This window comes from Streptomyces tatrensis (genome assembly GCF_049310065.1).
Taxonomy (GTDB): domain Bacteria; phylum Actinomycetota; class Actinomycetes; order Streptomycetales; family Streptomycetaceae; genus Streptomyces.
The window spans coordinates 3,501,653-3,523,200 of record NZ_JBMDLB010000011.1; the positions used below are offsets into that span (position 1 = coordinate 3,501,653).

16 protein-coding genes are annotated in these 21,548 nt (G+C 71.9%); 4 read left to right on the forward strand and 12 right to left on the reverse strand.

The annotated features are described in order from the left end of the window. Positions 1 to 41 precede the first annotated feature (41 nt). Positions 42 to 1,265: an RNA-guided endonuclease InsQ/TnpB family protein gene (locus ACODT5_RS31625; RefSeq protein ID WP_422522549.1), complete on the forward strand. Its 1,224-nt coding sequence runs from the start codon at positions 42 to 44 to the stop codon at positions 1,263 to 1,265. A 12-nt stretch (positions 1,266 to 1,277) separates the two neighbouring features. Here ACODT5_RS31625 and ACODT5_RS31630 read toward each other — a convergent pair whose 3' ends face one another. The 11 genes from ACODT5_RS31630 to ACODT5_RS31680 form a co-directional block, all read right to left on the reverse strand. Then, positions 1,278 to 3,890, reverse strand: a complete 2,613-nt coding sequence (locus ACODT5_RS31630; RefSeq protein ID WP_422522550.1) for an ATP-grasp domain-containing protein — start codon at positions 3,888 to 3,890, stop codon at positions 1,278 to 1,280. A 95-nt stretch (positions 3,891 to 3,985) separates the two neighbouring features. After that, complete coding sequence (locus ACODT5_RS31635; protein ID WP_422522551.1) at positions 3,986 to 5,287, reverse strand: ATP-grasp domain-containing protein; 1,302 nt, start codon at positions 5,285 to 5,287, stop codon at positions 3,986 to 3,988. Beyond that, positions 5,284 to 6,609, reverse strand: a complete 1,326-nt coding sequence (locus ACODT5_RS31640; RefSeq protein ID WP_422522552.1) for an amidohydrolase — start codon at positions 6,607 to 6,609, stop codon at positions 5,284 to 5,286. Before ACODT5_RS31640 ends, ACODT5_RS31635 begins: the two co-directional genes overlap by 4 nt. A gap of 61 nt (positions 6,610 to 6,670) precedes the next feature. Then, the gene (locus ACODT5_RS31645; RefSeq protein ID WP_422522553.1) at positions 6,671 to 7,993 is read right to left on the reverse strand and encodes an MFS transporter; all 1,323 of its coding nucleotides are present in this window, start codon (positions 7,991 to 7,993) and stop codon (positions 6,671 to 6,673) included. Then, on the reverse strand, positions 7,974 to 8,699 hold the full coding sequence (locus tag ACODT5_RS31650) for a hypothetical protein (protein ID WP_422522554.1): 726 nt from the start codon (positions 8,697 to 8,699) through the stop codon (positions 7,974 to 7,976). The genes ACODT5_RS31645 and ACODT5_RS31650 overlap by 20 nt, the downstream gene beginning before the upstream one ends. Before the next feature lie 59 nt (positions 8,700 to 8,758). Continuing rightward, on the reverse strand, positions 8,759 to 10,093 hold the full coding sequence (locus tag ACODT5_RS31655) for a diaminobutyrate--2-oxoglutarate transaminase family protein (RefSeq protein WP_422522555.1): 1,335 nt from the start codon (positions 10,091 to 10,093) through the stop codon (positions 8,759 to 8,761). After that, positions 10,090 to 12,516 (reverse strand): carbamoyltransferase HypF, encoded by a 2,427-nt coding sequence (gene hypF / locus ACODT5_RS31660; protein ID WP_422522556.1) that lies wholly within the window; start codon positions 12,514 to 12,516, stop codon positions 10,090 to 10,092. Before hypF ends, ACODT5_RS31655 begins: the two co-directional genes overlap by 4 nt. 23 nt (positions 12,517 to 12,539) lie before the next feature. Next, positions 12,540 to 13,565: a hydrogenase expression/formation protein HypE gene (gene hypE, locus ACODT5_RS31665; protein WP_266908658.1), complete on the reverse strand. Its 1,026-nt coding sequence runs from the start codon at positions 13,563 to 13,565 to the stop codon at positions 12,540 to 12,542. A 43-nt stretch (positions 13,566 to 13,608) separates the two neighbouring features. Then, entirely contained in the window at positions 13,609 to 14,193 is a 585-nt protein-coding gene (locus ACODT5_RS31670; protein ID WP_422522557.1) for a cysteine hydrolase family protein, read from the reverse strand. Between the two features lie 390 nt (positions 14,194 to 14,583). Continuing rightward, positions 14,584 to 15,165 carry a GNAT family N-acetyltransferase gene (locus ACODT5_RS31675; RefSeq protein WP_422522558.1) on the reverse strand — a complete coding sequence of 194 codons (582 nt, stop codon included), beginning with the start codon at positions 15,163 to 15,165 and terminating at the stop codon, positions 14,584 to 14,586. Positions 15,166 to 15,362: 197 nt separating this feature from the next. Beyond that, positions 15,363 to 16,166 carry a hypothetical protein gene (locus tag ACODT5_RS31680; protein ID WP_422522559.1) on the reverse strand — a complete coding sequence of 268 codons (804 nt, stop codon included), beginning with the start codon at positions 16,164 to 16,166 and terminating at the stop codon, positions 15,363 to 15,365. Between the two features lie 401 nt (positions 16,167 to 16,567). On the opposite strand from ACODT5_RS31680, the gene ACODT5_RS31685 reads away from it, so the two are divergent. Then, complete coding sequence (locus ACODT5_RS31685; RefSeq protein ID WP_422522560.1) at positions 16,568 to 17,443, forward strand: helix-turn-helix transcriptional regulator; 876 nt, start codon at positions 16,568 to 16,570, stop codon at positions 17,441 to 17,443. Between the two features lie 63 nt (positions 17,444 to 17,506). On the opposite strand, the gene ACODT5_RS31690 is transcribed toward ACODT5_RS31685, so the two are convergent. Beyond that, entirely contained in the window at positions 17,507 to 18,574 is a 1,068-nt protein-coding gene (locus ACODT5_RS31690; protein WP_422522561.1) for an EamA family transporter, read from the reverse strand. Positions 18,575 to 18,716: 142 nt separating this feature from the next. On the opposite strand from ACODT5_RS31690, the gene ACODT5_RS31695 reads away from it, so the two are divergent. After that, positions 18,717 to 19,673 carry a LysR family transcriptional regulator gene (locus ACODT5_RS31695; protein ID WP_422522562.1) on the forward strand — a complete coding sequence of 319 codons (957 nt, stop codon included), beginning with the start codon at positions 18,717 to 18,719 and terminating at the stop codon, positions 19,671 to 19,673. 10 nt (positions 19,674 to 19,683) lie between these two features. Further along, positions 19,684 to 21,546, forward strand: a complete 1,863-nt coding sequence (locus ACODT5_RS31700) for a glycoside hydrolase family 3 protein (protein ID WP_422522563.1) — start codon at positions 19,684 to 19,686, stop codon at positions 21,544 to 21,546. Positions 21,547 to 21,548: the final 2 nt, after the last annotated feature.

A 21,548-nucleotide genomic window follows, 5' to 3' on the forward strand; every position in this document is an offset into this window, starting at 1 on the left:
CACCTTCTTGGATTGTCAGTGGCCTTGGTTAAGTTGACCGCGTGACGACAGCGCAGGTGACCGAGGAGCCCGGGTACGCCCGGTACACCTATCGGCTTCGCGTGTCGGCCACTACCTGCGCCGCGCTGGAGGCGGAGTGGGCGCGGTGCCGATGGATCTGGAACGAGTCCGTGGCCTGGTCGAAGAAGGCCCACGCCGAGGACGAGAAGTGCGGTCCGGCCCGACTGGACAAGCTGCTGACCATGGCCCGCACAGCAAACGCGTGGCTGCGTGAGGGCAGCAGCGTTCCGCAGCAGCAGCTGATCCGGGACTTCGGGAAATCCCGCGCCAAGGCGCTCAAGGACATCAAGGCACGGCTGCCGCTGCGCCAGCGGGCCGGGATGCCGAAGTACAAGAGGAAGAACCGGGCCGACCCGAGCCTGAATTACACGCAGCGCGGATTCCGGTTGAAGGATGGGCGTCTGCACCTGGCGGGCGGCATCGCCGTGACGGTCGTGTGGTCCCGGGACCTGCCCAAGCCTCCGACCTCGGTACGGATCTACCGCGACACCCTCGGCCATTGGTACGCGTCCTTCGTCGTCGCCGCCGAGGTGCAGCGGCTTCCGGAGACGGGTGCGGTGATCGGGATCGACTGGGGCGTGAGGGAGACCGCGACTACCACCAGCGACGCCCACGATCTCCCGCATCCCGAGCACGGGCGGAAGGCCGTCGCCGGGCTCGCCCACTACCAACGGATGATGGCCCGCCGGAAACCGGTGAAGGGCAAGCCCGGTTCGCGGGGCTACCGGGCGGCGAAGAGGCTGACGGCGAAGCTCCACAAGAAGGTGGCCCGGCAACGCCGGGACACCGCCCGCAAATCGGCCAAGACTGTGGTTCGAGACCACGACGCCCTCGCGGTCGAGGACTTCCGACCAAACTTCCTCGCCAAGTCCACCTTGGCCCGCAAAGCCGCCGACGCTGCGATCTCCGCCACCCGAACTGCCCTGATCGAGATGGGCCGCAAGCACGGGCGCATCGTGCACCTTGTCCACCCCGCGCATACCACCATGGACTGCGCACAGTGCGGAGCGAGAACCAAGCACGCGCTACCCCTCTCGATGCGAACGTTTACGTGCACCGCATGCGGAGCCGTCTCTCCCAGAGACAAGAACTCCGCACGCGTCATGCTCGTCCGGGCTGGTCTCAACCCGGCTGGTACCGATCGTGTAAGAGCTGACGGGCCGCCGGTCCACAGCCAACGTGAGCCAGGAATCCCCGCCCGTTAGGGCGCGGAGGACTCAATTTGCTTCCACTCCCTCTGCCGCCGGGTCCACGTGGAACGCGCAGCCGATCTGGGCGCCGCGCAGCATGCTCACGATGCCCACGGCCGGGTCGGTGACTCCGCGGGCCAGGGTGCCGGCGTAGCGTCCGTCGACCATCAGCGTTCCGTAGGCGACGGCCATGTCCTCGCAGGTCTCGCCGTCCTCGGAGAGGAACCGCTCGGTGGTGGGCAGCAGGCGGTGCTGGAGGACGTACGGGCCGTCGACGGCCTGGCGGAGCTTTGCGACCCATTCCTTCTGGTCGGTGGTCCAGCCGGGGGTGACGCCGACGCCGCCGTAGAGCAGGGTGGGCTTGAGGACCAGGTGGTCCTTGTTGGCGATGGCGTAGGGCAGCAGGTCGATCTTCTCGCCGCCGAAGGTGACCTTCTCGTCGCGGACGAAGCGGGTCCAGGGCAGGATCCGGTCGATCAGCTCGCGCTCGGCCTCGGAGAAGACGGCGCGGTTGCGCTCGTCGCTGAGCATCGCGAGGCTGCCCTTGTTGCCGTACAGCTCGCAGTCCAGCGGGGCGAACAGTTCGACCGTGCCGGCCTCGACGGCGTCGAGCAGCGGGTTGACGAGGTCGTAGGTGCGGGGCTCGTCGGGCATTTCGCCGGGCAGGAACATCCGGTAGACCACGTCGACCTTGCGGCCCTCGTGGACGACGTTGCCGTTCTCGTAGGCGAAGTCGCCCAGGTGACAGACGACGGTCTCGAAGCCGAGCCGCTCGAAGGCCGGTACGACGAACTCCATCCAGCACTTGGACTTCTCGAAGCCCTCGGGCCAGTCGGTGATCGCGAGCAGCGGCCGCTCGATGCCTTCGAGGGAGGGCGCCTGGCGGCGCAGCACCTCGGTGATGCGGGCGAGCGGGTCGGGGTAGACCAGGCTCTCGGCGGCCGCGAACTTCGCGAACTCCTCGTCCTGGATCAGGGCGCGGGCGAACTCGCCCATCTGCCAGCCGCCCAGCGAGGAGCCGGTGTTGAGCTCCATGACGCGGAAGCCGCCGGTCTCGCGGTACAGGTCGGCGCGGGAGAGCGGGGCGAGCTCGTCCACGGAACCGCGCAGGACCAGGTCGGCCTGGGTGGGGGACATGCCCACCGCGGTGGCGAAGGCGCGCAGGTCGCCGCCGAAGAGCCGGGCGGGCACGGCCTTGAGCAGTTCGAAGAGGCCGTTCAGGTCGTTCTCCAGGCCGGTCACGTCGGCCTCGCTGAGGAAGACGGGGCGGTTGAGCCCCTCGCCGCCGCCGGCTCCGTAGCGGAACCACTCAACGCCGCGGACTCCGGAGACGGTCTGCCGGCGCGCGGTGCGCTCGTGGTCGAAGAAGCGGCGGGTCACGGCGTTCTCGACGCGGGCGCCGAGCCGGTGCGCGGCGACTCCGGAGACCTCCGTACGGGAGAGGGCCTCGGCGCGGTCCAGGGCGCGGCGGGTGCCGGCCGGGTTCTCGCTGACCGCGACGAGCGCGGCGGAGCGGGGGGTCAGGCCGCGGGGCGGGAGCAGCAGCTCGTCGCCGGGCTCGACCAGGGCGACGGCCTCGGCGAGGTCCTCGACGTCCTCGGGGGCGGGCAGGACGACGCGGTCGACGGCGCCGTCGTAGGCCGGGTAGAGGAAGCGGACCTCGGCGCTGAGGGCGCGGGTCGGGGTGATGTCGGGGGCTTCTTCGAAGGCGATCCTGGCGGCGGCCAGCGGCAGGTCCACGCCGGTGGCGAGCTCGTTCAGGTGCGGGATGAGGTCGCCGCCGAGGCGGCCGTTGAGCTCGATCAGGCGGGGGCCGTTCGCGGCGACGCGCAGTTCGGTGTGGGTGACGCCGTAGTCGACCCCGGCGGCGCGGTGCGAGTCCTGGACCAGCTGGGTGACGGCGTCGGCCCAGGGCTCGTGGCGCCAGTCGGTGACGAGGTGGCCGACCTCCTCGAAGTAGGGGTGGGCGCCGAGACGCTTGCGGGCCACGCACACCGGGGTGGCCACGCCGTCCACGACGACGCTGTCCACGCTCAGTTCGGGGCCTTCGACGAACTCCTCGATCAAGACCGAGGCGGTGGTGCCGGCGCCGCGCAGCCGGCTGGTGGAGGCGAGCCGGAAGGCCCGGCGCAGGCCGTCGACGTCGCGGGCCATCATCACGCCGAAGCTGCCGCCGAGGGTGCGGGGCTTGACGACGACGGGGAAGCCGATGGCCTCGGCGGCGGCGACGGCCTCGTCCTCGGTGGTGGCCGGGATGTAGCGGACGGCGGCCATGCCGGCCGCTTCCAGGGCCTGGCGGGTGGCGTACTTGTCGCGGCAGATCTTGGCGGCGGCCGGGTCCATGGCCCGCAGGCCGAGCTTCTTGGCGACCGAGGAGACGGCGACCAGCGACCACTCGTCCCAGGTGACGATCGCCGCGTCGGCGACCTCCCCGCGCAGGTCGGCGACCGGGGCGTACAGCTTGGCGGCATCCGTGGTGTCGGCGATCCGGTGGGTCTCCACGTAACGGGCCTGCCAGGTCGGCGCCTCCGGCGCGACGAGCGTCACCTCGTAGTGCTGGGCGAGGGAGGCCAGGGCGTACTCCCGGTACTGCTGTATGCGGCTGCCTACGAGGATGACGCGCCGGCGTTCGGAGGTCATGAGGACCACGGTGGATTCCTTTCCGGTTCGGGGCGTGGAGCGGGTTCGCCCCGGAGAACAGGGGGTGCGAGAGGTCTTACGAGGTGTGGTGGGGGTCAGTCCGTCCGGTCGGCGGCGCCACTGGCGACGGCGGCGGCGGCCGGTGGGGCTCCGACGGGTACGCAGGTCAGGCGGAAGGAGTCGGCGGACTCCGTGATGGCCGCCTCGACTTCCCGGGTGGAGGAGCCGCGGAAGCGGAAGCGGGTGCCGACGTGCTCGTAGCCGCTGATCGCCGGGGCCGTGGAGCCGACCGGGGTGTGCTTGACGGCGTACGGGAGCCGGCCGGGCGCGGGTTCCCGTACCCAGCCGGCCGCTTCGACCCGGCAGGGGGCGGGCACCGGGAGCGGGAGCAGCAGGTAGCCGCCGACCTCGCCGGTCTTGAGCGGCGGCAGGACGGGGGTCAGGCCGAGCTGGATGTCCACGGCGGCGGCCATCAGGTCGATGCCGTGGACGTCGCGCCAGGTGAAGGGGATCTCCCCGCCGCCCACCCGGGCCCCGCATTCCAGGAAGACCAGCGCGGGCCCGCCGTCGGGGGCCGGGGTGACGAAGGCCTCCAGGTGGAAGACCCAGGGCTGGGAGCCGCCGAGGGCGGGGCCGACCGCGCCGGCGAAGGCCTCGACCGCCTCGAGCAGGGCCGGGTCGTCCTCCTCGACGGAGCCGAGCCAGGTGCCCTGGGTGAAGTCGGCGCAGGTGCCGCCCACGTAGCGCGAGACGGTCCAGCTGCCGAGCGAATCGCCTTCCCACAGGCCGTCGATGTGCAGGATCGGCCCGTCCACGTAGCTCTGGACGAGGTGCGGCTCGGCGGCCAGGGCGGCGGCCAGGGCGCCGAGCTCCGCCAGTTCGGCGGCGGAGTCGATCTGGACCACGCCGCGGCTGGCGGTGCCCCGGTGCGGTTTGACGACCATCGGCCAGCCGTGGGCCTCGCCGAAGGCGAGCACGGTGGCCGGGTCGGGAGCGGGGGCGAAGGCGGGCACCGGCAGGCCGGCGGCCTCGGCCGTGCGGCACATGGTCAGCTTGTCGCGGAACACGGCCAGTTCGGCGGTGTGCTGGCCGGGGATCGCGAACTCCTCGCGGATCAGCGCGGCCGTGTCCAGGTCCCCCTCGTTGAGGGCGATCAGCCGTGCCGGGGCGCCGAAGCGGGCCACCAGTCCGCTGACGGCCCCGCGGACGGCGGGCAGGTCGTCGGTCAGCCCGACGGTGGTCACCGCGGCGGCGCTCTGCGGCAGCGAGGCGCGGCCGAGCTCGGTGCTCACGTAGGTGACGTGGGCGGCGCCGTGGTCCAGGTAGTCGGCGTAGTGCGCGTGGGTGTCCCGCCAGCGGTGCAGGACGATGATGTGCGGCCGGTCGGCGACGCTCATGCCGTCTCGCCCCCCTCACCCGCGTCGGCACCGGCGTCGGCTGCGGGGGCGGAGGCGGCTGCGGAGGCGGAGGCCGAGGCGGAGAGCCATGGCAGGGCGGCCGTCGCCATCGTGCGGACGCCGACGGAGAGCGCGGGTCCGGCGACCGGCGCGAAGGTGGAGGAGTGGTTCTGCGGGAGCTCGTCCAGCTTGCCGGCGGCGAAGGCCTCGCCGAAGGCCTGCGGGTCGAGGCCGCCGTAGAACCAGTACACCGAGGGGACTTGGGCGGCGGTGGCGAGGAGGCCGAAGTCCTCGCTGGCGGTGGTCGGGCCCATCGTCATGACGGCGCCGGCCCCGAAGTGCTCGCGGTGGGCGTCGGCCACCCGCTCGGCGCTCGCGGTGTCGTTGACGGTCATGGGCAGGTGGTAGACCGAGGTGATCTCCGGGTCCGCGGTTGCGCCCGCGGCGGCGGATTCGGCGCGTGCGAGGCGCTCGACGGCCGCGAGGACCTTCTCGCGGACCGGCGCGGAGCTGGTGCGCACGTTGATGCCGAGCTCGGCCGTGTCGGGTATGACCGCGGCGGTGGTGCCGGCGTGGAGTTTGCCGATGGTGACCACCACCGGTTCCTGGGCGGATATCTCGCGGGAGACGATCGTCTGGAGCCGCAGCACGAGCGAGGCCGCCATCACCACGGGGTCCACGGCCGCCTCGGGCTTGGAGCCGTGGCCGCCGCGCCCGAAGAGCTTGACGGTGAGGGAGTCGGTGGCGCCCATGACCGTGCCCGGCAGGGTCGCGATGAGGCCGACGGGCCCGGGTCCCACGTGCGAGCCGAGGATCACGTCGGGGCGCGGGAAGCGCTCGAAGAGGCCGTCCTCGACCATCTCGCGGGCTCCGTAGCCGCTCTCCTCCCCCGGCTGGAAGACGGCGACGACGGTGCCGCTCCAGGCCCCGCGGTTACGGGCGAACAGGGCGCAGGACCCGATCAGCGCGGCCACGTGCAGGTCGTGGCCGCAGGCGTGCATCACCGGGACCTCGGCGCCCGCTTCGTCGGTGGCGGTCTCGGTGCTCGCGTAGGGCAGCCCGGTGGCCTCCTTGACGGGCAGCGCGTCCATGTCGGCGCGCAGCATGACCACCGGTCCGTCGCCGTTGACGAGGACCGCGACCACGCCGGTGCGGCCGACGCCGGTGGTGATCTCCCAGCCGCCCTGGGCGGCCAGCCGCTCGGCGACGAGGGCCGCCGTCCGCTTCTCCTGGAAGGCGAGTTCGGGGTGGGTGTGCAGCTCGCGGTAGTCGGCCTCCAGGGCCGGCATCAGCGAGTCGAGGCCTTCGAGCAGTGCAGTCATGACGTCCTTCTCAGGCATGAGGGGTTGCGAACTGCTCGCAGGGAGTGCGGGCAGGCGCGTGTTAGCTCGATTGGGTGGTTGTCGGATTGGCGGCTTGCGGGGAGCCGTACCTGGTCCAGTAACGTCGCTGGTGCGATCTGGGACGCCGGGTTCGGTGCCAGCGTGCGGGGCGCCTGCTCCACCGGAGTGATGGTTCAGGGCCTCCCCGTCGCCTTTGGCCGTACCCACTTGGCCAGGTCGTGAGGGAACCGGACCTCCCGGAACGGACCACGCACACGATGCGTGTCGCCGACCGGGCCGCGAAAGCCGGAACCCAGTGCGCCCAAGACCGTTCGGGGCGTGCCACTACGCAGAGCTCACTTCTGCGGAGTGAAAAGGAACGGTTACGGACACGGGGTGTTCGCGCACACCCGATGAGGCGGCCAGGGCCGCCGCGGCCGTCAGTGCGGGCCACCACGGCAGCCAGTCGTTGTGACCCGCCGAGCTCAGCAGCTCCGCGAGCATCGGGAACGTGCCGCCGAAGGTGGCGAAGTAGAAGCCGGTGGTGCCCGGAGGTGATGGCGAACACCACGGCCAGGCGCCCGAGGTGGGCCCGGAGCACCGGCCAGGGGCTCGGTGCCTTCGGTGCCCCGGCCCTCCCACGGGCCGGCCCCGGGTCCTTGCCGGTGGCGGCCGTGAAGACGGCGCTCTCCGCCGCGCCCCGCCGGATCCACAGGGCCGTGAGGCCGAGCAGCCCGCCGAAGGCGAAGCCGTAGCGCCAGGCGCCGTCCTCGACTCCGCTCTCCCCGAACACCCCGAGCAGGACGTTCATGACGATGAAGGAGAGCGCGCTGCCCAGCACCACGCCCCCGTAGGAGACGGCGCTGTAGAAGTAGCGGCGCCCGGCCGGCGCGGTCTCGGTGACGTACGCGGCCACGCTCGGGTTCTCCGCCCCGACCGACAGGCCTTGCACCAGCCGGGCCCCGACCACCAGGAGCGGAGCCGCCAGGCCGATGGCGGCGTAGCCGGGTATGACGGCCAGGAACAGGGAGCCGGCGGCGATCAGGCCGACGGTGAGGGTCAGTCCGTAGCGCCGGCCGCGGGTGTCGGTGAACCGGCCGATGAGCATGCTGCCCAGCGGGCGGACCAGGAAGCCGAGGGCGAAGCCCAGGTAGGCGGCGATGAGTTTGGCGGTGGGCGAGGTGCCGGGGAACAGCGCCTCGGCGAAGTAGGGGGCGAGGATGCCGTAGATGGTCCAGTCGTAGGCCTCGACGACCGATCCGACGGTGGCGGCGGCCAGTTCCCGGCGGGGGCGCCGGGCCGGCGCGGGGGCGGTGGCGGCCGCCTCCGCACCGTCCGCCGGGAGGCCGCCCTCCGCCTGACGGTCAGTCTTCGTGCTGGTCATCTGTCACTCCGTAGGCCCTGATCAACGAGTTGTCCTGGCCGGGGAAGGGCACGGCGTGCAGCCGGACCCCGGTCGCCGGGAGGGCTTCCAGGCCGGTCAGACCCGTGAGGGCGGGCAGGCCGGCGGCGGCGAGCGCCGCCGCCACCGGCCCGTTGCCCTCACGGCTGTCCGTGGCCACGAGGAGCGCGCCCTGCCCGGCGAGCAGGGCCACGGCGTCCTCGGTGAGGTACGGGCCGGCCGCGCGGCCGGTCTGCACGACGACGGCGTGCCCCGCGAGGTCGAAGGGCGCCAGCGCGAGCCGGTCGGCGACCGGCGCTCCGGCTCCGAGGAGCCGGACCAGGACCACGGGAAGGTCCACCAGGCCGGCCAGGCCCGGTGCGGCGCCGTCCGGGCCCGACGGCCAGGCGGCCCGGGTCGCGGGGCCGGTCAGGTCCGTCGTGGTGCGGCCCGAACCGGCGCGGGAGCCGGTGTTCCGGGAGCCCTTGTGGGGCTCCTGGAGCAGCTCCCGGCGGGTGATCTTCGTGCTGCCGACCATCAGCAGTCCGAGGTGGCGGACGATCAGTTCGCCCAGTTCCCCGTCGGCGATGTCGTCGCCGGGGATGTCCAGGCGGAACCCCTGCATCTGCAGGGCGCCTCCGTTGCTGAAGACGACCTCCGCGTCGAAGTCGACCCGCCACTCAGCGCTGTTGTTCGTTCCCGTGGCCATGTTCTGTGTCCTTCTCTTCGTGGATCCGTGCTCTGCCGTGCCGAACCGGCTTCTCCGGCTCAGGCGCAGTCGATCAGAGCTTTCTCCAGGGCCGCTGCCATCTCGTGGATCTCCTCGTCGGTGATCACCAGTGGCGGGAGCAGCCGGAGCACGGCGCCGTGCCGGCCGCCGCTCTCCAGCAGCAGCCCGTGGTCCAGGCAGGCGCGCTTGATGCGCTTGGCCCGGGCCCCGTCGGCGGGCAGCGATCCGAGCCGGTCGGCCGGGCCTGCGGGGTCGACGATCTCGAGGCCCCACATCAGGCCCCGGCCGCGGACTTGGCCGATCTCGGGGTGGCCGGCGGCCAGCCGGCCGAGCAGGGCGCCGATCAGCCTGCCCTTGGCGGCGGCCTTTTCGATCAGTCCCTCGGACTCCGTGACCCGCATGGCGGCGAGCCCCGCGACCAGGGCGATCTGGTTGCCGCGGAAGGTGCCCGCGTGGGCTCCGGGCGCCCAGGCGTCGTACTTGCCGTGGTAGAGCAGCAGCGACAGCGGGAAGCCGCCGCCGGCCGCCTTGGAGACGAGGACCGCGTCCGGTTCGATCCCGGACTCCTCGAAGGCCCACATGGTGCCGGTGCGTCCGAAGCCGGCCTGGATCTCGTCCAGGACCAGCGGGATGTCCAGCCGGGCGGTGATCTCCCGCAGACCGCGCAGCCAGGAGGCCGGCGCCGGGATGACCCCGCCCTCGCCCTGGACGGCTTCGACGAAGATCGCGGCCGGTGTGGTGATGCCGCTCTCCGGGTCGGTGAGCAGCCGCTCGATGTAGGTCAGGCCGGCCTGGATGCCCGCCTCGCCGCCTATGCCGAAGGGGCAGCGGTAGTCGTAGGGGTAGGGCAGGTGGTGGACGTCCGGCATCAGGGAGGGCACGGACTCCTTGGCGCCCAGGTTGCCGGTGAGGGCGAGGGCGCCCGCCGTCATGCCGTGGTACGCCCCGTGGAAGGAGATCACCGTGCGGCGGCCGGTGGCGATCTTGAACAGCTTGATGGCGGCTTCGGTGGCGTCGGTGCCCGCCGGTCCGCAGAACTGCGTCTTGAAGGTGTCCGCCATGGTGCCCGGCAGCCGTTCGTAGAGCGCCTGGAGGTACTCGTACTTGGCCGGGGTGGTCAGGTCCAGTGCCTGCTGGACCTGACCGGAGGTGAGGTACTCCCCCACCGCGGTCAGCACGCCGGGGTGGTTGTGCCCCAGGGCGAGGGTGCCCGCCGCGGCGAGGCAGTCCAGGTACTCGCGGCCGTGCCCGTCGCGGATCCGTGCGCCGTGGCCTTCGGCGAGCAGTTTGCCGAAGGCGTTGGCGTAGGTCCGGGCGCCCGATTCGCGCGCCTCGACGAAGGTGTACATCTCGTCCGGCGTGAGGGTGGTCACGTCGTCACTCCTCTTCCATTCCTCGGGCGTGAGCGGGCGTCCGCGACCATGACCTGGCCGAGGGCGATCCCTCCGTCATTGGTCGGGACGAGCCGGTGGACATAGGTGTCGAACCCGTCGGCGGTCAGCCCGGTCAGACAGTTGAGCAGCAGGAACTCGTTGAGGAACACGCCTCCGGAGAGGGCGACCTGGTTGACCCCGGTCTCCTCCCGCAGGGCCTTGCAGCGCTCGCGCACCATCTCGACGACGGCCGTGTGGAAGCGGCGGCTGATCCGGTCGACGGGCAGCCCGGCGGCGATGTCGGCGGCCATGGCCCGGATCACGGGCCGCGGGTCCACCTCGGTCAGTCCGTCGGCCCCGTAGGCCCCGAAGCGGTACGAGGCCTGCGGCTCCGGGGCGGCGTCGCGGTCGAGCAGCCCCTCCAGCTCGATCGGGCCCTGGGCCTCGTACTCGGCCTTGGCGCAGACCCCGGCGAGGGCGGCGGCCCCGTCGAAGAGCCGGCCCATGCTGGAGGTGGGCGGGGAGTTGATCCCGCGGGCGGCCATCGTGGCGAAGACCTGCCGGCGCTGCTCGTCGAGGGCGGCGAGGGCGGGGAAGCCCGCCAGGGCCTTGTCCCCGTCCCCGTCGAAGGCGTCCAGGGCGAGCGCGTACCCGGTGCGGATGGGTTCGCGTACGGCCTGGTCCCCGCCGATCAGCGGCAGGCCGCGCATCCGGCCGACCCGGCGGTAAGCGGCGAAGTCCCCGAGGAGGAACTCCCCGCCCCAGACCGTGCCGTCCTCGCCGTAGCCGAAGCCGTCGAAGATCACGCCGAGGGTGGTGCCGCTCACGTGGTTCTCCGCCATGCAGGAGGCCATGTGGGCGTGGTGGTGCTGGACTTCCACGGTGGGGAGCGCCGGGCCCGCGCCGTCCTCGTCGAGGGCGGCCCGGGTGGAGCGGAACTGCGGGTGCATGTCGTGCGCCGTGACCTCCGGCTTGAGCGCGTAGAGCTGCGCCAGGTGCCGGGCGGTGCGGTGGTGCGCGGCGAAGGTCTCGTCGTTCTTGAGGTCGCCGATGTGCTGGCTGAGGAAGACCTGGGAGCCGTTGGTGAGGGCGACGGTCGTCTTCAGTTCGGCGCCGAGGGCGACCACGGGGGCCACGTCGCGGCCGACGTCCACCGGGTAGGGGGCGTAGCCGCGGGCCCTGCGGATGAACTGGAGGAGCGGCTCGTCCAGTTCGGGGTGGTCGGAGAGGCGGACCACCGAGTCGTCGACGCGGATCTCGATGTCGCGGTCGTGGTAGAGGATCACGTCCGCGATCTCGAAGAGCTGCTCCAGGGCCTCTTCGTTGCGGTAGGCGATGGGGTAGCCGGAGATGTTGCCGCTGGTGGCGACGAGCGCCTCGAGTCCGGGCTCGTCCAGCAGCAGGTGGTGGTGGGGTGCCGAGGGCAGCATGATCCCCAGGTTGGGGTTGCGCGGGGCCACGGACTCCGGGAGGGAGCCCGCGCGCTTGCGGGCCAGCAGGATGGGCCGGGCCGGCGAGCGCAGGACGTCGATCTCCGCTTCGGAGAGCTCCACCAGGCCCTGCGCCGTGGTGAGGTCGCGGACCATCACCGCGAACGGCTTGGAGTCGCGGCGCTTGCGGCTGCGCAGCAGCGCCACGGCCTCGGCGTTGGTCGCGTCCACCACGAGGTGGAAGCCGCCGACGCTCTTCATGGCCGCGATCCCGCCGTCCGCGAGGACCCGGGCGGCCCGCAGGAGCGCCTCGTCCCCTTCGGCCGTGTTCCCCTCGCGGTCCTGGAGCAGCAGCCGGGGGCCGCAGTCCGGGCAGGCGTTGGGCTGCGCGTGGTAGCGCCGGTCCATCGGGTCCTCGTACTCGGCCTTGCAGTCCGCGCACATGGTGAAGGTGGCCATGGTGGTCATCGGACGGTCGTACGGCAGGTCCTGGATGATGGAGTACCGGGGCCCGCAGTTGGTGCAGTTGATGAAGGGGTAGCGGTGCCGGCGGTCCTTCGGGTCGCGAAGTTCCGCCTGGCAGTCGCCACAGACGTGGGTGTCCGCCGGGAGCAGCGCGGACCGGGCTCCGGTGTGCTCGCTGTGCACGATGGTGAACGGGCCCTCGGGCACGGTGCCGCGGTCCAGTCCCCTGGTCGGCCGGACCTCGTCCACCCGGGCGAGCTCGGGGGCGCGGCCGCTGAGGCCCGCCGCGAACTCCTCCAGGGCGGCGACCGGTCCGGACGCCTCCACCAGCACGCCCTCGGGGTCGTTGCGAACCCAGCCGGAGAGGCCGAGTTCACGGGCCAGCTTGTAGACGAACGGCCGGTAGCCGACGCCCTGGACCACGCCGGTGACGCGGATGCGCCACGCGTCGACATCGGTGTGGGCGCTGTCGACGCCCGTGATCCCTGCGGGCCGCTCCGTGACGGTCTGCTGCTCGGTGCTGCTCATGGCGGTCTCCTCGGTCCCTTGTCTCAGCAGAGCCGGGGGAGTTCGGCGCCGAGGAGTTCCTCGAGCTGGGTCTCGCGGCCGTCCTTGTCGCGCAGCAGCACCAGCGCCTCGGTGTCCTCGGAGATCTCGCCGATGGTGACCGCGTGCTTGCCGTAGGGCAGCGAGCGCAGGGCGGCCAGTACGTCGGCCTCCGCCTCCGGGGCCACGAAGACCGCGAGGCAGCCCTCGTTGGCGCAGTGCAGCGGGTTGATGCCGAGCATGTCGGCGGCCATCGCGGTCTCGTGCTGGATGGGCAGGTCGTCCTGGGCGACGCGGATGGTGCGGCCGAGCTTGTGGGCGTACTCGTGGAGCACGGCGGTCAGGCCGCCGCGGGTGACGTCGCGCATCGAGCGGACGGCGCCGGCCTCCACGGTCGACAGGACCGTGTCCACCAGGCCGTTGAGCGGTGCGCAGTCGCTGTCCACGCGCTGCTCGAAGCCGAGGCCCTCGCGGATGGAGAGCAGGTGCACCGTGTGGTTGCCGATGGGGCCGCTGAGGATGACCTTGTCGCCGGGGCGCACGTCGGTCATGGTGAGCGGCTCGCGCTCGAAGACCCCGACGCCCGCGGTGTTCAGGTAGATCTGGTCGGCCTCGCCCTTGCGGACCACCTTGGTGTCCCCGCCGACGATCTGTACGCCGGCCTCGCGGGCGGTGTCGCGGATCGACTCCAGGACCTGGACCAGCTTGGGGATGGGGAGCCCGGTCTCCAGGATCATCCCGAGGGTGAGGTACTTGGGCCGGGCGCCGGCCACGGCCAGGTCGTTGACGGTGCCGCAGACCGCGATCTTCCCGATGTCCCCGTTGCCGAAGAACGGCGGGTCGATCACGAAGGAGTCGGTGGTCATCGCGATGCGGTCGCCCTCGATCTTGAGGACCGCACTGTCCTCCATGATGCCGACGTACACGTCGCCGAGGGTCGCCGCGATCAGCTGGACCAGGTCCTGGCTCAGCTTCGCGCCGGTGCCGTGGTCGAGGACGATGAATTCGGTGGGATCCACGCTCGTGGTCATGCCTGTTCCTCTCTGGAACGGGGAGTTGAGGGGAGGGGCGTGGTCACGGGGTCTTGATGTTCTTGCGGGGCAGGCCGCCCTCGGCGTCGAGGACCTTGATGACCTCGGCGGAGTCGGTCACCGTGGCGCAGTAGCCCTCCAGCCAGTCCAGGGCGCGCTGCTTGTCGTCCAGGCGGGCCGAGACAACGCAGTCGGACGGGACCCAGATGTTGTAGCCGCGGAAGAACGCGTCGGCGGCGGTGGTCTGGACGCATATCTGCGTCTGCATGCCGGTGATCAGCACGGTGTCCACGCCGAGGGCCTGGAGGCGCTCGTGCAGGTCGGTCTCGTAGAAGCCCGAGTCCTTGCTCTTCTCCATGACGACGTCCTCGGGGGCCAGGAAGGCCTCGATGATGTCGGCGCCGTGGGTGCCGCGCTGGACCGGGAGGTGGCCGTCGTAGCGCTCGGCGTTCGGGTCGTCCGGGTCGTTGACGAGCTGCAGGTGGAAGATGTGGTGGCCGCGGCTGCGCATCTCGTCGAGGAAGCCCGTGAAGTGGGGGGTCGCGGCCTCGACGGCGGCGACGCGCTCCGGGTTCTTCTCGACCAGTTCGTACTGGAGGTCGTTGGTCAGGACGGCGATCTTGGACATGGCTGTGCCCTTCGGTGGAGTGGTGTGGTCCCGCGGCCCGGCCGGCGCACGTCGACGTGCGCCCCGGCGGGCGGTGGGTGAGGCGGGAGCGGTGAGAGCGGTGGGAGCCGTGGGTGGGGCGCGAGGGTGCGCACCGGACGGTCGGCCGCGAAGGGCCGTGGCGCAGGGGCGGATCGGCCCGGGGCCGAGTCCGGCGTCCTCGGTGCAGCGTGCTCGGCGTGCTCGGTGTGCTCGGCGTGCGGGGGCTCCTGTGCCGGCAGCCGGTTCGGGCGGCGCGGCGCTCAGGAGGGGGCGCGGGTGCGGGTGTGGGTGCGGGTGCGGGTGCGCGGGACGTACCTCAGGCACGGTGCGCGCAGGAGGTGCCGCGCGTACGGCCTGCCGGTGGGGAGGTCAGCTCGCGACCGCGACGCGGTCGGATTCGAGCTCGTGCAGCCAGGTGCCGGTGGCCTCGAAGTGGTCCGTGATGTCGGCGAGCCGGGCGTGCATGTAGAAGCCGGTGACGGGGCGGCCGTCGGCGCGGGCGTAGTCGGGCAGCCGGCCGTATTCGCGGAAGCCCAGGCGCTGCCAGAGCACGGAGGGGCCGTCGTCGCGGACTTCGAGCGTGATGACGTCGCAGCCCATCTCGCCGACCTTGCGCAGGGCCTCGGCCCATCCTTCGAGCAGGAACTGCCCGCGGTAGTCGGGGGCGACGACGCAGCGGCGCATTTCGACGATGTGGCGGCGGGCGGGCAGCGGGGCCCGGGCGAGCGTCACCATGCCGACGATGCGGCCTTCGTCGGTGCGGACGTGCAGGAGGTCGACGGCGCCCTTCTGCAGGTCGGCCTCGAAGGCCCGCATCAGGGGCAGGCCCTTCTCCAGGCCCACCGGTTCGTAGAAGCCGAGGGTCATCTCCTTGACCGCGACGGCGTCCATCAGCTCGATCATTTCGCGCATGTCCTGTTCGGACAGTTCGCGGGGCCATGAATAGTGCATCGTCTTCCTTGGTGAGTAGACGGGTGGAGCAGCCGGACCCCGGACATCGCGGCACCGCCCCCCGTGCGGGGGGCTGTGCGGCACATCTGGAACGCAATGCCCGGGATCGCCGGACTGCGGGAGTGTCGGCCCTTCAGCTCTTCAGCCCTTCGGCCCTTCGGCCTTCAGGGCGTCGCCGGCAGGTGGGGGCCGGTCGGTCAGACCGAAGCGGTGGCCCTCGTCTGCAGGTTGGTCTGTACGGCGGCGGCCGGTGCGGCCTGGGTCAGCAGCGAGGCGTCGGCGCCGGCGCCGAGCACGGTGGCCGCGTAGACCTCGACGAAGTACGACACGAACAGCGAGTTGATCTTGATGAGGTGCTCGACGAAGCGCTCTTCGTCGGCCTCGTCCTTGATGATGCGCATGATGAGGTTCCAGACCATGTCGACGTGGTCGTCGTCCTCGTCGAGGGCCAGGTGGGCGCGGGCGCCCTTCGTCTTGTCGGCGCCGACGTGCTGCTCCATGATGTCCAGCCAGTCGGGCTGCGTCTTGCCCGCGATGTACTCCAGGTAGAACCCGCTGATCATCGCGGCCAGCGGGCCCTCGGTGGCCATCGTGTAGTAGAAGTACCCGTTGAGCAGCTCGGTGGCGAAGGTCGGGCGGATCGCGTAGATCTCCTCGTCCGTCATGCCGACCTTGTGCAGGTCGCCGGCGAACATGCGGTCGTGGCGGCCCTCCTCCGCTCCGTACATGCCCCACTCCTTGCAGAGCTGCGGGTCCCGGGTGGCCCAGTAGTTGGCGATGAGGGGGTCGACGGCACGCTTGAGGCCGATCCGGATCATCGTCTCGACGTTGTGCCGCTTGTACAGCTCGAGGTCGAACTTCTCCTTGTCGAGCATCCCGTCGGCGCCCGCGCTGCGCTCGTAGAAGTCCCGCTCGAACTTCAGCAGGAGCTCGTCGACGCGCTTGCGGAACTCAGGGCGCTGCAGGTTGGAGTACGTGTTGTACGACTTACTACGAGGCATCTCATCCCCAGCCGAGATCGTTGGCTACCTGACCCGGACCAGTGGGGCCGGCGATGTTCGCCGCACCACTAGTCGACGGGGCCAGGAAGACGGTCACCGCGAAAGTTGCCGCAATGGCGATGAGGAAACTCGCTATACGTGGCATGCTTGCCTGCCCCTCAAGATGTCCTGCGGTCCGGATCAGCTTCGGCCTCATCCTGTCCGTTCTTCGACATCCGGATCCATCCCTTTCTGGGATCATGTTGCCGCTGGCGAAAACATGACAGGGGGATGAATTGAACACAATCAGACAAGTCCACCCTTTTCCCGTGCCCCGGCTCACCCCTGCCGGAGATCGTCTCTACCGGTTCTGTACACAGACACCCGGAACAACATGCGATACGGCCGCAACAGCCCTCGGCATGACCACCGAGGAAATAGAGGCGGCCGCGGTGTCCCTGGAGGCCTTGGGACTGCTCAGCGAGTGCCCCCTGAGCAACATCTACACCCCCTACCCCGTGGACCACGCACGCATCAAGGTCCTCAACCCGGCACAGCACAGCCTGAACGAGACACAGACTTTTCTCGATCAACTACGCGGAGATCTCGACCTGTTGACCCTCACGACGGCGCACCTGAAGGACGAGACGGCACTGGAGTTGGTCCCGGGCGTAGCGGACGTCCGCAAACTCATCGCCGGCCTCGCGGTCGGCTGCCGCACCGAGGTCATGACCTCCCAGCCCGGCGGAGCCCGGGACACGGAGGTGCTCCAGGAGAGCCTGGACCGCACCGAACGGCTGCTGGAACGCGGTGTCCGGATGCGCACCCTGTACCAGCACACGGCCCGGTTCAGCCCGGCCACCGCGTCCTTCGTCGCGCGGGTCGCACCGCTCGGCGCGGAAGTGTGCACGCTCGCGCACGGTTTTCCGCGCTGCATCATCTTCGACAAGGAAGTGGCGATCTTGCCGCTTTCGGATGGCTCCCACGGTGCAGCGGTATCGAAAAACAGCCACCTTGTCTCATTCCTCGTGGAGGCTTTCGAGCGGGCCTGGAGCGCGGCCGAGAAATTCACCTCGGACGACGACAGGCCCGCACGTGCCGCGATTACCTCGGATATTCAGCAGACGATCGTCTCGCTGCTCATTCAGGGTGAATCGGACAACCGAATAGCGCATGTGGTCGGGATATCGTTGCGGAATTGCCAACGCCACATTGCGAACATCATGAAGAGCATCGGAGCCCGCAACCGGCTGCACGCCGGATATCTGCTGGGCAAGGAGCCTTTCAACGGTGTCTGAGCCTGTGGCCGCCCGGGCCGCGCGGGTGCGGCCCGGCCTGCCGGGGAGCCGGAAGCGTTCCCGCTAGCGACCGCCCGCGGCCGGAAGCGGAACCGGGCCGGGGTCGGGCGCCGGGACCCCCGCGGCCGCGGGCACGGGGGTCCGACCGGTCCCCTCCGCGGCCTGCGGCCCCTCCGCCGAGGCCCCCGCTTCCGGTTCCGCTTCCGCCTTCGGACCTGCTTCCGCTTCCGCCGCCGCGGGCCCGGGCTCAGGCCCGGCCTTGGGCCCGGCCTTGGGCTTCGACGGCACCAGCGAGGTCACCGCCACCCCGCCGACCAGCAGGACGGCCGCCACCCAGCGCAGCCCGCTCACGCCCTCCCCCAGCACCAGGGCCGCCGAGCTCATCCCGAAGACCGGCACCAGCAGCGAGAAGGGGGCCACCGAGGAGGCGGGATAGGTGCGCAGCAGGAACCCCCACGCCCCGAAGCCGAACACCGTGGTGATCCAGGCGAGGTACACGATGACCCCGACCCCGCTCCAGTCGAGCCCGCGCAGCGCCGCCAAGTCCCGCTCCGGCCCCTCCAGCAGGAGCGAGAGCCCCGCCAGCGGCAGCACCGGCACCACGCTCACCCACACCATGAAGTTCAGCGCGTCGGGCGGGGAGGCCTTGCGGGTCAGCACGTTGGACACGCCCCAGCACGCGGCGGCCGCGATGACCATCGTGAAGCCCAGCACCGGCCCGGAGGCCCCCTCGTCCACGGCGGCCACGGCGATCCCCGCGAACGCCACGGTCATGCCCGCGATCCGCAGCAGGCCCGGCCGCTCCCCGAGCACGACGGCCGCGAACACGGCCGTGAACACCGCCTGCGCCTGGAGGACCAGCGAGGACAGCCCGGCCGGCATCCCGTTGTCCATCCCGGTGAACAGCAGCCCGAACTTCGCGATGCCGAGGACCACGCCCACCGCGATGATCCACTTCCAGGCCACCTTGGGCCGTCCGACGAAGAACACCGCCGGCAGTGCCGCGACAAGGAAGCGCAGGGCGGACAGCAGCAGCGGAGGGAACGATCCGAGCCCGAACTCGATGACGACGAAGTTGAAACCCCAGACCGCGGCTACGAGGACCGCGAGGGCAGTGTGCATGGGTCGCATGATCCGAGCATCGGCTCATCAACCGTTTAGCACTAGCGCAGATCTCTTCAGGGTCGGATGTAGCAATGCTTCATCCGGCAATCGGCGGTGCCGCCGCCGCGGGCCCGGCCCGATCCGAACGGCACGCCCTAAGCTGACCGCCATGCTCGACCTCTCCCGGCTGCGCGCCCTGCACGCCGTCTCCGTCCACGGCTCGGTCGGCGCCGCCGCGGCCGCCCTCGGGTACACCCCCTCCGCCGTCTCCCAGCAGATCGCCAAGCTGGAACGGGAAACCCGCACCACCCTCCTCGAACGCCACGGCCGCGGCGTCGCCCTCACCGAGGAGGCCAAACTGCTGGCCGCCACGGCCCAGCAGCTGTTGGACATCTCCGAGCAGGCCGAGACCGCGCTGGAGGAGTCCCGCGGCCAGCCCATCGGCCGGCTGCGGGTCGCCGCCTTCGCCTCGGCCGCCCGCGGCCTGCTCCCCGGGGTCCTCGCGGACCTGGCCCACCGTCACCCGGCCCTGGAAGTACGGCTCACCGAGATCAACCCCCACCTGTCGATGGACCTGGTCTCGCGCGGGGTCACCGACCTGGCCGTGACCCACGACTGGGACATCGCCCCGCTGCCGGCCCCCGAGGGCGTGGAGCAGGCGGTGATCGGGGACGACCGCTGCGACCTCCTCGTCCCCGCCGGGCACCCCTTCACCTCCCGCGCCGTCATCCACCGCTCGGACCTGGGCGGGCAGCGCTGGGTCTGCCAGCCGCCCGGCCGGGTCTGCCACGACTGGCTGGTGCGGACCCTGCGCACGGCCGGGTTCGAGCCCGACATCACGCACGTCGCCGAGGAGAACCACACCATCGTCTCGCTGGTCGCCGCCGGGCTCGGGGTGGCCGTCGTACCGCGGCTGGGCACCGGGACGCTGCCGCCCGGCGCGGTGGCCGTACCGCTGGAGCCCGGCCCCGTACGCCGGTTGTACGCCCTGTGGCGGACCGGGGCGGCCCGCCGGCCGGCGATCACCGAGGCCGTACGGACCCTGCGCGAGCACTGGCCGCTGGTCGCCCCCCGTCCGGGGGACTCCGCGAGTGTCCCCCGCGCCGGGGGCCCCGCCCCGCAGTAGGGTCCGGCGCGTGCCGAACCACGCCTCCCGCCGGACCCTGCTCACCGTGGCCGCCGTGGCCGCCGTCACCGCCGCGGGGGCCGCGTCCGCCGCGGTGGGCCCCGACCGGAACCCCGGCGGTCCCGCCCCCGACGACCCCCGGCCGGGCGACCGCGCACCGGGCCGCACCCCGGCCCCCCGGGTCCGGCCGCGCGAGACGATGGCGCGGATGAGCCTGGCCGAACTGGTCGGGCAGCTCTTCGTATCGCGGGTGTACGGGCACTCGGCCACCGCTCCCGACTCCGAGGACGCCGCGCAGAACCAGCAGCTGTTCGGGGTGCGCACCCCCGCCGAGCTGGTCGCCCGCTACCACCTCGGCGGGATCGTCTACTTCGGCTGGGCGCACAACACCCGCTCCCCGCGCCAGGTCGCCGAGCTGTCGGCCGGGCTCCAGCGCGCGGCCGCAGGCGACGGTGCGGGCATCCCGCTGCTGCTCTCCATCGACCAGGAGCACGGCGCCGTCGCCCGCGTGGGCCGGCCCGCGACCCTGCTGCCGGGGGCCATGGCGCTGGGGGCCCTGGCCCTGGGGACCGGCGGGTCGACCGCCGAGGCCCGCCGGGCCGCGCGCATCGCGGGCGCGGAGCTGGCGGCCATGGGCATCCGGCACAACTACGCCCCGGTGGCCGACGTGAACGTGGACCCCGCCAACCCGGTCATCGGCGTACGGTCCTTCGGCGCCGACCCGCAGGCCGTGGCGGCGCTGGTCGCCGCCCAGGTCCGCGGCTACCAGAGCGCCGGGGTGGCCGCCACGGCGAAGCACTTCCCGGGGCACGGGGACACCGGCACCGACAGCCACGTCGGGCTGCCGCTGATGACCCACACCCGCGCGCGGTGGGAGGAGCTGGACGAGCCGCCGTTCCGGGCGGCCGTGGAGGCGGGCGTGGACGTGGTGATGACCGCGCACATCGTCTTCCCCGCGCTCGACCCCTCGGGGGATCCGGCGACCCTCTCGCGGCCCATCGTCACCGGGATCCTGCGCGAACGCCTCGGCTTCGGCGGGGTGGTGGTCACCGACGCCCTCGACATGGCCGGGGTCCGCCAGAAGTACGGGGACGACCGGGTCCCGGTGCTGGCCCTCAAGGCGGGCTGCGACCAGCTGCTGAACCCGCCGGACCTGGGGCTGGCCGTGCGCAGCGTGCTGGCGGCCGTGGAGTCCGGCGAGCTGACGCGGGCCCGGATCGAGGAGTCGGTGCTGCGGATCCTGGAACTGAAGGCCCGCCGGGGCCTGTTCGAGGCCGCGGCGCCGGCCGTGGACGCGGCGCGGGCGATGGACGCGGTGGATGCGGCCGTCGGCATCCCGGCGCACCTGGCGGCGGCCGGGGAGATCGCGGACCGCACGACGACCCTGCTGGCCAATCCGGTGAAGCTGCTGCCGCTGGATCCGGCGGACCGGCCGCTGCTCCTGGTCACCGGGACCGACCCGGTCTCCCCCACGGGTACGACGGGACCCCCTACGGCGGTACTGGCCCGGGAGCTGTCCGCGCTGGGCTGCCGGGCGACGGCCCTGCCGCCCGCGCGCGCGGTGGCGGCCGCCCCCGGCAACGCGGCGGTGCTCGTGTGCACGTACAACGTCCCCGAGGGTGCGAGCCCGCAGCGCGAGCTGGTCACCGAGCTGCTGGCCACCGGGGTGCCGGTGGTCCTGGTGGCGATCCGCAACCCGTACGACCCGGCCCGGCTGCCGGCCTGCGCGGCCGAACTGGCCACCTACACCTGGACGGACGTGGAGCTGCGCGCGGCGGCCCGGGTGATCACCGGGACCGTACGCCCCACGGGGCGCCTGCCGGTCCCGGTGCCGGGCCGCTACCCGCTGGGCCACGGGCTGGCGTACGGGTAGTC

Bases quoted from the DNA above. Each gene is read 5' to 3' on its own strand.
- ACODT5_RS31630 (WP_422522550.1), bottom strand. From the start codon at position 3,890: ATGACCTCCGAACGCCGGCGCGTCATCCTCGTAGGCAGCCGCATACAG.
- ACODT5_RS31635 (WP_422522551.1), bottom strand. From the start codon at position 5,287: ATGAGCGTCGCCGACCGGCCGCACATCATCGTCCTGCACCGCTGGCGG.
- ACODT5_RS31640 (WP_422522552.1), bottom strand. From the start codon at position 6,609: ATGACTGCACTGCTCGAAGGCCTCGACTCGCTGATGCCGGCCCTGGAG.
- ACODT5_RS31645 (WP_422522553.1), bottom strand. From the start codon at position 7,993: ATGACCAGCACGAAGACTGACCGTCAGGCGGAGGGCGGCCTCCCGGCG.
- ACODT5_RS31650 (WP_422522554.1), bottom strand. From the start codon at position 8,699: ATGGCCACGGGAACGAACAACAGCGCTGAGTGGCGGGTCGACTTCGAC.
- hypF (WP_422522556.1), bottom strand. From the start codon at position 12,516: ATGAGCAGCACCGAGCAGCAGACCGTCACGGAGCGGCCCGCAGGGATC.
- hypE (WP_266908658.1), bottom strand. From the start codon at position 13,565: ATGACCACGAGCGTGGATCCCACCGAATTCATCGTCCTCGACCACGGC.
- ACODT5_RS31670 (WP_422522557.1), bottom strand. From the start codon at position 14,193: ATGTCCAAGATCGCCGTCCTGACCAACGACCTCCAGTACGAACTGGTC.
- ACODT5_RS31675 (WP_422522558.1), bottom strand. From the start codon at position 15,165: ATGCACTATTCATGGCCCCGCGAACTGTCCGAACAGGACATGCGCGAA.
- ACODT5_RS31680 (WP_422522559.1), bottom strand. From the start codon at position 16,166: ATGCCTCGTAGTAAGTCGTACAACACGTACTCCAACCTGCAGCGCCCT.
- ACODT5_RS31685 (WP_422522560.1), top strand. From the start codon at position 16,568: ATGACCACCGAGGAAATAGAGGCGGCCGCGGTGTCCCTGGAGGCCTTG.
- ACODT5_RS31690 (WP_422522561.1), bottom strand. From the start codon at position 18,574: ATGCGACCCATGCACACTGCCCTCGCGGTCCTCGTAGCCGCGGTCTGG.
- ACODT5_RS31695 (WP_422522562.1), top strand. From the start codon at position 18,717: ATGCTCGACCTCTCCCGGCTGCGCGCCCTGCACGCCGTCTCCGTCCAC.